Annotated in this window: 13 protein-coding genes; 5 read left to right on the top strand and 8 right to left on the bottom strand. The window is 59.0% G+C overall.

Features of this window, described 5'->3' with window-relative positions:
• Nucleotides 1-187 precede the first annotated feature (187 nt).
• Nucleotides 188-364, top strand: a complete 177-nt coding sequence (locus ACMGGW_RS12130) for a YciY family protein (RefSeq protein WP_025159792.1) — start codon at nt 188-190, stop codon at nt 362-364.
• A gap of 45 nt (nt 365-409) precedes the next feature.
• On the opposite strand, the gene ACMGGW_RS12125 is transcribed toward ACMGGW_RS12130, so the two are convergent.
• Complete coding sequence (locus ACMGGW_RS12125; RefSeq protein WP_004932132.1) at nt 410-901, bottom strand: Dps family protein; 492 nt, start codon at nt 899-901, stop codon at nt 410-412.
• 200 nt (nt 902-1,101) lie between these two features.
• The gene (gene smfY / locus ACMGGW_RS12120) at nt 1,102-2,574 is read right to left on the bottom strand and encodes a multidrug efflux MFS transporter SmfY (RefSeq protein WP_025303068.1); all 1,473 of its coding nucleotides are present in this window, start codon (nt 2,572-2,574) and stop codon (nt 1,102-1,104) included.
• A 127-nt stretch (nt 2,575-2,701) separates the two neighbouring features.
• Here smfY and ACMGGW_RS12115 point away from each other — a divergent pair, with 127 nt between their 5' ends.
• On the top strand, nt 2,702-3,265 hold the full coding sequence (locus tag ACMGGW_RS12115; RefSeq protein ID WP_141998237.1) for a TetR/AcrR family transcriptional regulator: 564 nt from the start codon (nt 2,702-2,704) through the stop codon (nt 3,263-3,265).
• Nucleotides 3,266-3,407: 142 nt separating this feature from the next.
• Here ACMGGW_RS12115 and ACMGGW_RS12110 read toward each other — a convergent pair whose 3' ends face one another.
• From ACMGGW_RS12110 to ACMGGW_RS12090, 5 genes are all read right to left on the bottom strand, one after another.
• Complete coding sequence (locus ACMGGW_RS12110; RefSeq protein WP_025303066.1) at nt 3,408-4,415, bottom strand: substrate-binding domain-containing protein; 1,008 nt, start codon at nt 4,413-4,415, stop codon at nt 3,408-3,410.
• Between the two features lie 33 nt (nt 4,416-4,448).
• Nucleotides 4,449-5,426, bottom strand: a complete 978-nt coding sequence (locus ACMGGW_RS12105) for an ABC transporter permease (protein WP_016927501.1) — start codon at nt 5,424-5,426, stop codon at nt 4,449-4,451.
• A 76-nt stretch (nt 5,427-5,502) separates the two neighbouring features.
• Nucleotides 5,503-7,008: a sugar ABC transporter ATP-binding protein gene (locus tag ACMGGW_RS12100; RefSeq protein ID WP_049295757.1), complete on the bottom strand. Its 1,506-nt coding sequence runs from the start codon at nt 7,006-7,008 to the stop codon at nt 5,503-5,505.
• The gene (gene xylB / locus ACMGGW_RS12095; protein WP_049295755.1) at nt 7,005-8,522 is read right to left on the bottom strand and encodes a xylulokinase; all 1,518 of its coding nucleotides are present in this window, start codon (nt 8,520-8,522) and stop codon (nt 7,005-7,007) included. The genes ACMGGW_RS12100 and xylB overlap by 4 nt, the downstream gene beginning before the upstream one ends.
• 4 nt (nt 8,523-8,526) lie before the next feature.
• A complete protein-coding gene (locus ACMGGW_RS12090; protein ID WP_197832020.1) occupies nt 8,527-9,561 on the bottom strand; it encodes an alcohol dehydrogenase catalytic domain-containing protein in 1,035 nt (344 codons plus the stop codon).
• 228 nt (nt 9,562-9,789) lie between these two features.
• Between ACMGGW_RS12090 and ACMGGW_RS12085 the strand changes: the two genes are divergently transcribed.
• Nucleotides 9,790-10,344 carry a D-lyxose/D-mannose family sugar isomerase gene (locus tag ACMGGW_RS12085; RefSeq protein WP_025303061.1) on the top strand — a complete coding sequence of 185 codons (555 nt, stop codon included), beginning with the start codon at nt 9,790-9,792 and terminating at the stop codon, nt 10,342-10,344.
• 70 nt (nt 10,345-10,414) lie between these two features.
• Entirely contained in the window at nt 10,415-11,416 is a 1,002-nt protein-coding gene (locus tag ACMGGW_RS12080; protein WP_025303060.1) for a LacI family DNA-binding transcriptional regulator, read from the top strand.
• Nucleotides 11,417-11,440: 24 nt separating this feature from the next.
• Here the strand turns inward: ACMGGW_RS12080 and ACMGGW_RS12075 are convergent, their stop codons facing one another.
• Nucleotides 11,441-12,397, bottom strand: coding sequence for a DMT family transporter (locus tag ACMGGW_RS12075; protein WP_089180987.1), 957 nt, complete (start codon nt 12,395-12,397; stop codon nt 11,441-11,443).
• A 91-nt stretch (nt 12,398-12,488) separates the two neighbouring features.
• Between ACMGGW_RS12075 and ACMGGW_RS12070 the strand changes: the two genes are divergently transcribed.
• A complete protein-coding gene (locus ACMGGW_RS12070) occupies nt 12,489-13,343 on the top strand; it encodes a LysR substrate-binding domain-containing protein (RefSeq protein WP_197832019.1) in 855 nt (284 codons plus the stop codon).
• Nucleotides 13,344-13,428 lie beyond the last annotated feature (85 nt).

Genomic DNA, 13,428 nt, shown 5'->3' with positions numbered 1-13,428 from the left:
GCAAGGCGAAACCTTTTATCGGCGCTTATGTTACATAAATATGATGAAGTTAAGGCACTTGCCGAAATTGAAAGGGGGGTTTTTGCCGGTGCGACGTCCGGTATGTTGCCGATAACGGCGGCTTGGATCACGGGCGGAAAGGGCTATAATGCCCGCGGTTGGCATTAGACGAACGAGTGACGGAATTATGAGACGCAGTAGAAATGAAGTGGGCCGTTGGCGCATGTTGCGACAGAGCCAACGTCGCCGGCATCGCTGGCTGGAACGCCAGTCGTGCAGCAATCGCCATATTATCCGGGTGCGGCGCCGCCTGGACGATCAGCATCGGCGTGCGCTGCTGTTTGCGGTATCCTGCGAGTGGTAAAACGAAAACAGTCCCGAGAGGGACTGTTTTGTTATGGCGTCAGGGTTATTTGCCCAGATAGGCGTTGAGCATCCAGACCTGTTTTTCCTGCTCTTTGATATAATCGCTCATCAATGACGCGGTGCCTTCGTCGCCGGCGTCTGCCGCTACCGTCAGCAGTTCACGCTGCTGCTGCAGCAAGATTGAATACCCTTCCAACAGGCCGCGCAGCGTGCCCTTATCATCGGTCACGTTGGTGTGTTCCTTGATGTCGGCGGTTTTCAGATAGTCGCTGAAAGCGTGACGCGGCTGTGAGCCCAGCGTCAGGATACGTTCCGCCAGCTCATCCACCTTGGTCAGCAGATCGTTGTAAGTTTCTTCGAATTTCGCGTGCAGCTCAAAGAACTGCGGGCCGGTAATATTCCAGTGATAGCCGCGCACGTTCATATACAGCACCTGATAATTCGCCAACAGCGCATTCAGCGCTTCGGCGAGTTTTGCCGATTGTTTACTGTCGAGGCCGATATGGGTTTTCGCTGCTTTCTTCGCCGTTGCCATAATAATCTTCTCCTGATTATTCGTTCCAAGGGTAGACAGAATCAATTTCCATAGCTGTTACAGTAACCGGATTTATCGCAGGGTTAAACACGATAACAGGCATCATTACCATCGCTTAAACCGATGACGATAAATCCGTCGAGCAAATTGCCGAATCAGTTTACGCAGGATCCGCCGGCGAAAAAAGCCGCTTTTATCGGTTACTTGCGCAGCGCCAGTTTTACCACGCCGGCGCCCAGCGCCATTAACAGCGCGGCGGCGATCAGCACCGTAATAAAGGCGCGATCGAAGGCCAAACGCGCCAGCTGCGTCAGCTGCTGCGCGCGATCGGCCGCCATTCCGGCGGCCAGACGCAGGGCTTCGTCGATACTGTCGTAGGCCAGATCGCTGACCGGCAGCGCCGCCGGCAGCGCCAGGCTGTGACTGTAAACCGCCGTCATCAACCCACCGAGCAGCGTCACGCCCAGCACGCCACCCAGCTCGTAGGAGACGTCTTCGATAGATGCCGCCATGCCGGATTTCTCCTCCGGCGCGTTCAGCATGATGGCGGTGGACGCGGCGGTGATCACGCCGCCGAGGCCAAAGCCCACCAACGCCAGGCTCACCAGCTGCGGTGCCATGCTGCTTTGATACCACAGGGCGAGGCCGGCGATGCCGAAGGCGGTCAGGACGAAACCGCCGAGGATGATGCTGCGCTCACCGTAGCGCGGCAACAGTAAACCGGCCATTGGCCCCGCCAGCGCCGAGGCCAGCGGGATCGGCAAGATGAACAGCGCAGCCTGCAGCGGGCTGAGGCCGAGCACCAGCTGCAAGCGTTGGCTGAGCACCAGCTCGACGCCGATCAGGGCCACCATCGACAGCAACGCCACGCCGATGCCGCCGGCGAACAGCCGGTTGCGGAACAGGGAGAAATCGATCATCGGGTGAGCGCTGCGCTGCTGACGACGCACAAACAGCACCAGGAACAGGATGCCGATCAGGGCCGCTGCGAGCAACGCGCTGAGGTCAGGCGCCGGCTTGCTCAGTTCCTTCAGCGCATAGATAGCGCCGACCAGACCGATCATGATCTGCACCGAGCCGACGATATCGGCGGGGCGCGGGTTATCGCCGCCGCAGCGCGGGATCAGTTTCCACGCCAGCGGCCAGACCAGCAACACCACCGGTACGTTGATCAGGAACACCGATCCCCACCAGAAATACTCCAGCAGCAGGCCGCCGACCACCGGGCCGATGGCCGCGCCGCCGGAGGCCACCGAGGCCCAGATGCCGATCGCCAGCGCGCGTTCGCGTTCGTCGGTAAAGACGTGGCGCACGATGGACAGCGTGGCGGGCATCATCATTGCCGCGCCAACGGCGAGGAATACCCGCGCGGCGATCAGCCACTCGGCGGTGGGCGAGAAAGCGGCGCACAGCGAAGCGACGGCAAACACCGGCAGCCCGGCGAGAAACAGCCGCTTATGGCCGATGCGATCGCTCAACATGCCGGCGCCGGGCAGTAGCCCGGCGACCACCAGCGGGTAGGCGTTGACGATCCAGAGTTTTTGCGAGGCGCTGGCGTCCAGCGCCTGGGTTAAGCGTGGCAGAGCGGTATAGAGCACCGTCATGTCGATAACAATCAGGAACAGGGCGCTGGCGACCATTGTCAGGATTAACCAGCGGTTCTTGGCGTACATAAGTCATAATCCAGTTAACGTGGGCGGCGCGAAGGCGCCGCCATTGTGGTAACCCTCCGGCGATGCCGGGTGGTATACTGGCGATAATATATATCCATACGTTCGTATTGAAAAGAAGGGTTTCTTATTGGGACGTCAACGCAGCATCGATCGCGACAAAGTTTTGGACACCGCCGAAGAGATCGTCGCCACCCAGGGCGCCGCCGGCTTGACCATTGACGCCGTCGCCAAAGCGATGGGGATCTCCAAGGGCGGGGTGCAGTACTGTTTCGGCAGCAAAGACGCCCTGATCGACGCGATGTTCGATCGCTGGGGCAGTGCCTACGAGACGCTGTTCGCCGCTATCGCCGGTGACGATCCTTCGCCGCAGACCAGCGTGCGGGCGCATATGTTGGCGACGCAAAGCTCGGATCAGACCGCCAGCGCCAAGGCCGCCGGGCTAATGGCGACGCTGATTCAAACGCCGGAGCATCTGGCGAGCACGCGTGAATGGTATCGCAGCCGCATCGCCGGTTTGGATTTGACGACGGAAGAAGGCAAGCGCGCGCGCCTGGCGTTTCTCGCCACCGAAGGCGCCTTTATGCTGCGTTACTTTGGTTTAATGGATATCGACCAGGCGGAATGGGAAACGATGTTCACCGATATGCAGGCGTTGATTTTAACTGAGGGTGCCTATCGCACTGATAGCTAGTAAAGCCCGCAGTGAAAGGCGTATGTTTATCGCACAAGATATTCCCTCGAAGAACTTTTTAGCCAGCCACTCCGTGCTGGCTTTTTTTTGCCTGCGGCAAGCTTCGGAGCAAAGGCCCCCTGCGTGCAGGGGGCTCCGGACATTACTTGCGCGCGTCCAACAGTTGCTGGGCATTCTCTGTGGTAACGACGGTCCACGGAATGTAGTAATGCTTCTGCGTGCCACCCTCCCATTTCAGATCCTTGGCGTACTGTTTCCAGATATCCGACTGTGGTTGATAGCTTTCACCTTTCACGGCGCGCAGCGCGACGTCGATGGAACCCTGCATCTGGCCTTTGGCATCTTGCAGAATAGAGACCATTTCACCGGCCTGCACCGCATGAATCGCGTCGGAGACGCCGTCAACGCCGGCAATCGCGAAGTCCTTCACATTCAGGCCAGCGCCTTTGATCGCTTCGATAGCGCCCAGCGCCATCTCGTCGTTTTGACCAATCACGCCGTTGATTTTACCCCGGTGCTTCTGCAGCCAGTTTTCCATCAGCGGCTGCGCTTCCGCGCGTGACCAGTTGGCCGTTTTGCGCTCAAGTACCGTGACCTGGCCGGCGCCGCACTCGGCAATCGCTTTATCGTTACCCTTGCCGCGCTGGATCTCGCCGCTGCCGCCTTTCGGGCCTTCGATAATCACCACATTCACCTTCTGGTTCTTGCAGTCGAGTTTGTCCAGGACGGCTTTGGCTTCCAGATACCCCCCCAACTCGTCATTAGACACCACTTCAGACGTCATCGCGTCCGTGTTCAGGCGCGCGTTGGTGACCACCACCGGGATTTTGGCTTCGTTGGCATTAGTGACGATATCGATATTGGCCTCAAAATCCATTGGGTTGACGATAATGGCATCGGCGCGCGTTTGGATAGCGGTGGCGGCCTGATCGTTTTGCACCGATGCATCATAACGCCCATCGTAGAAGGTCAGCACGGCTTCGCCGCTTTTCACCGCCGGGTGTTCCTTCCCGAACCTTTCCATCAATTGCACGAACTCGGCTTTGTTGCCGTACATCAATACCGCGATTTTTACCGGGGCGGCCTGAGCTGCCGACAGGCTACCGAGCATCATGGCAGAGGCAAACAACGCTATCTTGGTCTTATTCATGGTTTTCTCCTGGTAGAGTTGGGTCTGATGTTATTAATCGCGCTGTTGCTTACGCGATGGGTCGAGCAATACGGCAAGAACGATCAATGCGCCTTTGATAATTTGTTGGTAATACGATTGCACGCCGAGCAGATCGAGGCCGTTATTCATCACCCCGATAATCAGCACGCCGAAGAAGGTGCCGACCAGCGTACCGACGCCGCCGGCCATGCTGGTGCCACCGATCACCACCGCCGCGATGGCGTCCAGCTCATACCCTGCGCCGGCGTTGGTCTGCGCCGAACCGGTGCGTGCGGTGAGGATCAGGCCGGCGATGCCGGCCAGTGCGCCGCACAGCGTATACACCAGTATTTTGATGCGGGTGACGTTAATCCCCGAGGTGCGCGCGCTTTTTGGGTTGCCGCCGACGGCGTAGATGTAACGCCCGAAGAGGGTTTTATTCAGCACCAGCCAGGCGAGGGCGAACAGCACGATGAAGATGATGACCGGCACCGGAACGCCGCCGACATAGCCATTGCCTAACCAGCGGAAATCGCTGTTCAATTGCGATACCGGATTGCCGTTGGTGGTCAACATGGTTAACCCGCGCGCCGCGGAGAGCATGCCCATGGTGACGATAAACGGCTGCAGCCGATAACGGGCTAACACGGTGCCGTTCACCAGGCCGCAAACGATGCCGATGCCCAACGCCACAATCAGCGGCGCCATGACGGCGGTCGCGGTGTCGCCGATAGCCAATCCGCTGTTGTTGGTGGCGAAGCGGGCGGCAACGATCCCGCTTAGCGCCAGCACCGAGCCTACGGAGAGATCGACGCCGGCCGTAATGATGACGAAGGTCATGCCGATCGCTAGAATGCCGTTGATCGAGACCTGGCGCAGGACGATCAGGGTGTTTTCATTGCTGAGAAAATAATTGCTGCTCCAGGCCCCCTGAGCGACCTGATATTCGCCAATCAGCGCCACGATCAGGCACAGGGCGAAAAAGGCGATGATAATGCCGTATTTGTGCATACGGCGCTTATTGCGGGTGAAAAATGAAATTCCTGGTGATAAGGAGTGGGCGCTGCTCATTTTTTTTCTCTCTCTGTTAAACCGCAAGTTTCATCAGTGCTGCCTGGGTCGCATCGGCCGCCGAAAGCTCGCCGGCCAACTGCCCGTCACGAAACACCAATATGCGATCGCTCATGCCGATAATTTCCGAAAGCTCGGAGGAAACCATGATGATCCCTTTGTTTTGCAAGGCGAACTCCGACATAAATCGGTAGATCTCTTTCTTGGCGCCGACGTCGATGCCGCGCGTCGGCTCGTCGAGCAGCAAAACCTCCGGATCCAGCAGTGCCCAACGGCCCAGCACCACTTTTTGCTGGTTGCCGCCGCTCAGGTTACCCACGGGTTGTTCGCCATCGTGGGTTTTAACGTTGAAGCGCTGGATCATGTCGCGGGTTCGCGCCTGCTCCCGTTTCTCGCTGACAAACCCCATCCGGCTGATGCCGGCAAAAGAGGCGATATTGATGTTTTCACTGACGGAACGGCACAGCACCAGGCCGGTTTCCTTGCGATCTTCCGTCACGTAGGCAATACCGCTGTCGATGGCCTTGCGCGGAGAATGGCGGTTCAGCGTCTTGTCACCCAAGCGGATCGTGCCGCTGTCGGCATGCTGAATGCCGAAGATAAGATCGAGAAACTCGCTGCGGCCCGATCCCACCAGGCCGTAGATGCCCAGGATCTCACCGTGCTTAAGCTGCAGGCTGATATCCTTTATCTTGCTGCGCCAACACAGGCCGTTGACCTCCAACAAGACCTCTTCACCGGGCTGATTGAATTTGGCGAACTCGCTGTCGTACTCGCCGCCAATAATGTGTTCGATCAGCTGCTCACGGGTAATGTCAGCGATATAGCCTTCATGGATATAGGCGCCGTCGCGGAAAATGGTGTAGCTGTCCGCGATTTGGAATATCTCTGACAAACGGTGGGATACGTAGATAATGCCTTTACCTTTCGCCGCCAGTTGCTGAAGCGTCTGAAAGATTTTTTGCGCATCCTCCTCGCCAATCGCCGAGGTGGGTTCATCCATGATGATGATGTCGGCATTGGCATGCGACAGCGCTTTGGCGATCTCGACCAACTGCTGCTCGGCGACGCTCAGGTTGCGCATTTTTTCTCGGGCGTCGATCTTGAAATCGAGTTCTTTGAGCAGGCGGGTCGTGCGCTGGTTGAGCGTCGCGAAGTCGACGAATCCCAGGCGTCTCGGCTCGCGGCCCAGCCAAATGTTTTCGGCCACCGTCAGATCCGGGATCGCGCTCAGCTCCTGCTGCACGATGGCGATGCCGGCGTTGAGGGCTTCCCGGGGATGATGAAACTCACAGCGTTGGCCATTGATAAAAATGTCGCCGCCATCGGGTTGAATAAAGCCCATCAGAATGCTGAGAAAGGTGGATTTACCCGCGCCGTTGCCGCCGCACAGGGCATGGATGGATCCACGCCGCAGGCAAAACTCCGCATTCTTGAGCGCCACGACCGGGCCAAAAGCTTTCCTGACGCCGCTGACCTCCAGCAGGTAGGCGGGCGCTTGCGTCTGGGGATCTCGCGTCACAGTTGCACCTCCGGATAGGTCTGCTGCAAGCGTTGCAGGTACCGTTGATAAAGCGTCTCGTATTGCGCCTGTCTGCCAGCATGTGGCCGTGTGCGCGTGGCCTCATCCAGCGCAACGAAACGCTGGCACAGTTCGGCCAGCAACGCGCCGGCGTTCCGCTGCGGATCGTCGGCCAACGTCGTCGCCCACATCGCCTGAATGGCGCCGCCCAGCGCGGCGGTCTCTTTGGCTTTCAGACAGACTACCGGGCACCCCATCACGTCCGCGACGATTTGTCGCCAGGCGGCGCTGCGGGCGCCGCCGCCGGTGAGGCGGATCTCGCGCGCTTCAATGCCCTGACGGCGAAACAGCTCGATGCCATAGCGCAACCCATACGTAGCGCTTTCGACTACCGCCAGGCAGAGATTGGCACGGGTAAAATTGTCGCTATCGAGGTTATGCAGACTGGCGCGTGCGTGAGGCAGCGGCGGAACACGTTCGCCATTGAAGAACGGCAGCATCTCGACACCGCCTGCGCCGGGCGAGGCCTGCGCCAATAAACTGTTAAAGCCGGCAAGGTCTTCGTCCAGCAGCGTTTGTACCGCAGTGGTGGCCGAGGTGACATTCATGGTGCAAATCAATGGCAGCCACCCATTGGTGCTGGAGCAGAAGCCGGCAATCATGTCCGATTCCGCCGTGACGGGGGCGGCAGACCAGGCGAATAGCGTACCGGAGGTGCCCAGACTCAGGGTAAGGGTGCCGGCCTCGATGTTGCCGGAACCGATGGCCGCCATCATGTTGTCGCCGCCGCCGGTCGATACCCGAACTGCCGGGCCGAGGCCGAGTTTTTCCGCGGCGGCGGGGCGCACCGTGCCGATGCAGCACTCCGCGCTTTTGAGCGGCGGCAGAGCCTGCCACAGGCGGCCGCTGTCGTCGATGAGATCGACCGCGGTTTTGCTCCAGCGACGGGTGCGTACATCGAACAACCCGGTGCCGGAAGCGTCGCCATATTCCGCTACGCGCTCCCCGGTCAGCCAGAAGTTCAAATAATCATGAGGCAACAACACGGTGTGCAGTTTTGCCCAGAGCGCCGGATGGTGTGTTTTGAACCAAAGGATTTTTGACGCGGTATAACCGGTGGCGATCCGCAGGCCGAGTGTTTCCAGCGAGCCGTTGGCTCCGCCGAGCTGTTGCAGGAGCCGTTCGTTTTCCTCTGCGGTTTCGGTATCGCACCACAGCTTGACGCTGTGCAGCACGTTGCCGTCTGCGTCCAGTGGCACAAACCCATGTTGTTGGCCCGAGACCCCCAGAGCATGAATCTCCCGTGCATCAACGCCGGCGTTAGTCACGGCTTGGCGAAAAGCGATGACTAACGCCTCAATCCACCAGTCGGCCTCTTGTTCGCGCCGGCCATTGGCTTGGCTGATGAGACGGTGAGGGGCGTTGCCCTCACCGAGGATCACGCCCTGTGTGCTGTCGACAATCACGACTTTCGTGCCTTGCGTACCGCAGTCTATGCCAGCATAGAGCGCCATAGGATCACTCCATTTCCAGCATGATTTTGATGTCCGAGGCATGTCCTGCCGCCGCGCGCTCGAAAGCGGCTACGCTGTCGGAAAACTTGTAGGTTTGGCTTATCAACGGCTGGACGCGCAATTTGCCGCTGCTCAACAGCCGCAGCGTGCGCGGGTACATGTTAGCGTAGCGGAAAATGGTCTTGAAGGTGATTTCCTTGGCCTGCGCGGCGACGATATCCATCGGCGCGGCATCGATCGGCATGCCGACCAGCACGGCGGTCGTCCCGGGCGCCGCATGCTCGGCCAGCGTAGCGATAGCCGGTTTGGCGCCGCTGCATTCAAACACGACATCGGCGCCATTGCCGCTGGTGAGCGCGGCCACTTTCCCCGCCAGGTCGCCGGTTTTGATATTGACGGCGTGCAGCCCCTCATAACTGGCCGCCACGGCGAGTTTTTCGTCAAACAGGTCGCAGATAATGACGTCCGAACAGCCGCCCGCCAGCGCCGCGAGGGCGGTGACCACGCCGATCGGCCCGGCGCCGATCACCAGTGCGATATCGCCGGGTTTGATCCCGGCTTTGGTGGCCGCTTGCATGCCGATGGCTAAGGGTTCCACCATGGCGCCCTCAGCGAAACTGACGTTGTCCGGCAATCTGAACGTGAAGGCGGCGGGGTGGATGACGGTTTCGCGCAGGCAGCCGTGCACCGGTGGCGTCGCCCAGAAGCGAACGGCGGGATCCAGATTGTAAATCCCGGCGCGCGTCTGCGCCGAGTTGAGGTCGGGAATGCCGGGCTCCATGCAAACGCGATCGCCGATGCTGAGGTGAGTGACGTTTTTACCGGTCGCGAGCACCACGCCGGCGGCTTCATGGCCGAGCACCATCGGGGCGTTAACCACGAACGGGCCAATGCGGCCATGTTGGTAATAGTGCACATCGCTGCCGCAGATGCCCACGGAATGAATTTTTATCTGCACATCATCGGGCCCCAGCGTTTCGGCAAGCTGGACGTCCTCGATAGCGATTTCCCCCGCTTTGGCCAACACTAATGCTTTCATATTGCCTCCTGGTGAATCATTTTTATGGTAACGGTATCATTTCAATGCGGCGATAGTGGGCTAAAGCGGGGGGTTAAACTGTGATCGATGTTGGAATTACTCGACGGGAGTTAATTTTGCTGGTGGGTTGTTATTCAATATAGGGATGAAGATCACAAAATCGGCGATGCAATGACGGTTTTAATATCAGCATGCTGATATCGATACCGTTACTTTGCAGGGGAAATGATGAACAAACAACAACGTGCCATAGCCGCTACGCTGGAATACTTGCGTGAGGCGGACATTGTTTTGACTGAGGAAGAACAGCAACGTATTGAAATTGCGACGTTTGGCTTGGCTGACTATCCCGTCTCAGGGCTGCAACTGCTGACCTATGTCAACTCACCTCGGTATTGCGCGAAAGAGCTGGTGCTGTTTCCTGGTCAGACTTGCCCGGAACATTTACATCCTCCCTTTGCCGGCACACCCGGCAAGCAAGAGACGTTCCGTTGCCGTTGGGGAGAGGTGTTTTTGTTTGTCGATGATGAAAACCTGACGCTTAATGATGCCGGCGGCGAACCGGTATGTCGGGTGCCAGAGGGCGCAGAACCTTGGTACACCTGCAATCGCTATATTCTCTTGCGGCCTGGCGAACAATACACCATCGCACCCAATACCCGGCACTGGTTTCAGGCTGGAAAGCGGGGAGCGGTGGTGTCCGAGTTCTCTTCCGAGAGTCGTGACGAGCTGGATATCTTTACCGATCCCCGGATTAACCGCCTAGCAGGCGTAAACCATTAGCGCCACGATGAAAGTTCTGTCATGATGTTGCCAATGGTACAAAATGATACTTTAAGCTAAGGAGCTGCATTTGGCAGTGGGTCGAGGACGGAAAGCGACGCTGGCTAGCGTGGCCGCACAGGCAAACGTCAGTAAAATCACCGCGTCGCGGGCATTTTCACAGCCGGACAAGGTTCATCCGGAAACGCTGCGCCGCATTCGGGAGACGGCTGCCGAACTCGGTTATGTGGTCAATGCCGCGGCGCGCAACCTGCGGGCGAAAAGCAGCAGAACCATTGGCATCGTCAACCCGGATATGGCCAACCCGTTCTTTGGCGGCCTGACACGCCTGATGACGCTTGAAGCGCAAAAAATGGGGTACGACACCCTGGTGTTCGACTCCTATGAGTCTCAGGAAAGCGAAGACAGAATCATCGACAAACTGATTGGCTACAACGTCGATGCGATCATTCTCTCGGTCATTTCCAACGATCATCTGTACCAGCCTTCCTATCTAAAACGGTTGGAAACATTGAATATCCCGGTGGTGCTGATCGACCGGGAACTGGACAATCGCCACTGCAGCGGCGTGTATATCGATAACCTGGACTGCGGTCTCCAGGCGGGGCGCTGGCTTTTGGAACAGAAAGCGCAGCGGGTGGTGGTGGTGTCCGGACCGGAGAACTCCAACGTTGCACGGGACAGGGTCACAGGGCTGCAGGCGGCGTTGCAAGGGAAAGTGGCGTCGTTTGAAGTGCTGTATGCCGATTTCTTTATGGACGTCGCCTGGCAAGAGACGAGCCGCTGGCTGGCCAATCACCGCGCGCCGGACTTTTTCGTCGGCTGCAATAACCAGATCTCCCTGGGTATCATCAAGGCCTGTATCGAACATCGGCTGCCGTTGATGCAGGACGTGTCGCTGTTCAGCATCGATGAGGTTTCGCATGCCGAGATCTACGGTTTCCATTTCCCTTGCGTGTCGCATGATTTGCAAGAGATCGCCTGGCAAGCCTTGAATCTGGCGATCCGTCGTATTGCCGACCCCGAGATCAAGCCGGGCAAAGTGGTGGTGCGAGGAAAACTCGTCGCGTAACGGCGCCGCCGTTCGGCTTATCCGTCATTTTTCAGCGTGTTGCGCTGTTTTTGGCTCATCCCGCCCGGCGGGACGGATGAGCAGCCACAAACCGCTTCCTGCCGTCGCCGCGCCTAGCAGCATGGGCCAGGAAAGGGGTTCATTGAACATTAACCCGGCCCAGCAGAAGGTAACGAAGGGACTGAGAAACAGCAGGCTCGTCACGCGCAGCGCAGAAGTGAGCTTTAGACACAACCAGTACAGGCCGTAACCGGCCAGCGTCGCCAGTAGCGCGTTCCAAAGCACGCCGATCGCAAACCCCGTCGTTACCGTGGGCAGCAGCGGGCCTTCATTGCCGGCCAGCGCGGCGAAAGCCAGCGCCGAAACCGCGCTTTGTATCCCCAGCGAGGCCGGCAAACTCATTGCGTGCGCCCGCGGCAGCCGTTCCTGCCACAGGGTTGCCAGCGCGAGCGAGAGCATCCCCGCCAGCGGCAACAGGTAACTCCACAATGGGGCTTCTCCCCATGAGATGGCGCTGCCGGTCGCCAGCGTTACCCCGCTAACCCCCAAGGTTAAGCCGGACCAAACGCGACCATCGGGCAGACGGCGTTGCAACAGCATGCTCAGCAGCGCGGTGCCGAGAGGGAGCAAATCGGCGATGAGTGCGGCCAACCCGGCCGGCACGCCATATTCGATGCCTTTGCTGACGCCGGCCAGGTAACCGGTCATGGCAAGCAACCCAATCCCGGCGTGAACCGCTATCGTCAGAGGAGATGCACGCCTGATGGCGTTCAGACTAAACGGCAGCAACGCGAGAGCGACGACCACGCAGCGCCAGAACGCCACCAGCAACACCGGCGCGTAATCGGCGGCGAAGCGGATGCCGACGAAACCGGAGCTCCAGGCCACGATCAGCAGAACCTCGGCCGCAGCCAGCCAGAGGGCGGCTTTGCCGCGATGTTTGCCGCCGTGGGACGAGGGGCGAAATGATGGCAGGGACATGATGGTCACCTCCTTTCCGCCCGATGGTAGTGTGTGGCTATAATTTAATAAATCGAATAATTTTCGTTCAGTTGTTTAATGGAGTTAAATCATGCGGCCGACATTGGATATCGATCTCTTGCGCACTTTTCACGCCATTGCACGTTTGGGGCAATTTCGCGCGGCGGCGGCATTTGTCAATCGCAGCCCCGCCGCCGTGAGCGTGCATATCCAGCGCCTGGAACAGGTGGTGGGCGGCCGCCTGCTGGAGCGTGACAATCAGGCCGTGGTGCTGACGCCGCTGGGAAGCAAGCTGCTGGCATCGACGCTCGGGCTGCTGAGCGCCCATGACGATATTCTGCGGGAACTGCAGGGCGCGCCGCTAAGCGGCCATATCAAATTGGGATTGCCTGATGAGTACGCTTCTCATGTGATACGCCATATTTTGCCGCGGTTTGCCGACAGTTTCCCCGCGGTGGAGCTGGAGGTCTCTACCGCTGCCAGTCAGGCGCTGGTGGAACAAATTGGCCGTAATCGGCTGCATCTTGCGCTGGTGGTTCAACCCTCGAAGAGACAGAGTCAGACACCGCTCGCGGTGACAGTACCAGTGTGGGTTGGAGGCCGTTCGCTGGCGCTGCAGGCTAACCGGCCGCTGCCGCTGGCATTGCATGCCGCCGATTGCCCTTATCGTGAGGCTATGATCGATGCATTGACCAGGGCGGGAAGGCATTGGCGAGTGGTTGTGAGCAGCCCTTCGGCCAGCGTGGTGGCAGCTGCCATCGAGGCAGGATTGGCCGTCACGCTGCTTGACCGCGCACGGGTTTCGGCGGCGATGCGGATACTCGACGAATTGCCTTCGGTCGCACCACATGAAGTGCAACTGCTCCGTTCTGCCACGGCCGCCAGCCAACCGGCGGTGGCGATGCTGGAAAGCGTCATCGGTGAGTATTTACGGGGGGGAACATGAATATCGGCCGCGTGGGGAAGACGAATCGAGCATGACGGTGACGGAGAGATGTGGCTAGCGCCGGGAACGCTGTATCGCGGGGCGT

The sequence above is a fragment of the Serratia sp. BNK-4 genome (genome assembly GCF_048685115.1).
In the GTDB taxonomy this organism is placed as follows: Bacteria; Pseudomonadota; Gammaproteobacteria; order Enterobacterales; family Enterobacteriaceae; genus Serratia; species Serratia bockelmannii.
The sequence above is the reverse complement of the archived record's forward strand: the minus strand, read 5'-3'. Positions and strand labels throughout refer to the sequence as shown.

Excerpts from the sequence above, each read along its gene's own strand:
- ACMGGW_RS12130 (WP_025159792.1), top strand. The coding sequence starts at position 188 with ATGAGACGCAGTAGAAATGAAGTGGGCCGTTGGCGCATGTTGCGACAG.
- ACMGGW_RS12125 (WP_004932132.1), bottom strand. The coding sequence starts at position 901 with ATGGCAACGGCGAAGAAAGCAGCGAAAACCCATATCGGCCTCGACAGT.
- smfY (WP_025303068.1), bottom strand. The coding sequence starts at position 2,574 with ATGTACGCCAAGAACCGCTGGTTAATCCTGACAATGGTCGCCAGCGCC.
- ACMGGW_RS12110 (WP_025303066.1), bottom strand. The coding sequence starts at position 4,415 with ATGAATAAGACCAAGATAGCGTTGTTTGCCTCTGCCATGATGCTCGGT.
- ACMGGW_RS12105 (WP_016927501.1), bottom strand. The coding sequence starts at position 5,426 with ATGCACAAATACGGCATTATCATCGCCTTTTTCGCCCTGTGCCTGATC.
- xylB (WP_049295755.1), bottom strand. The coding sequence starts at position 8,522 with ATGGCGCTCTATGCTGGCATAGACTGCGGTACGCAAGGCACGAAAGTC.
- ACMGGW_RS12090 (WP_197832020.1), bottom strand. The coding sequence starts at position 9,561 with ATGAAAGCATTAGTGTTGGCCAAAGCGGGGGAAATCGCTATCGAGGAC.
- ACMGGW_RS12085 (WP_025303061.1), top strand. The coding sequence starts at position 9,790 with ATGAACAAACAACAACGTGCCATAGCCGCTACGCTGGAATACTTGCGT.
- ACMGGW_RS12075 (WP_089180987.1), bottom strand. The coding sequence starts at position 12,397 with ATGTCCCTGCCATCATTTCGCCCCTCGTCCCACGGCGGCAAACATCGC.
- ACMGGW_RS12070 (WP_197832019.1), top strand. The coding sequence starts at position 12,489 with ATGCGGCCGACATTGGATATCGATCTCTTGCGCACTTTTCACGCCATT.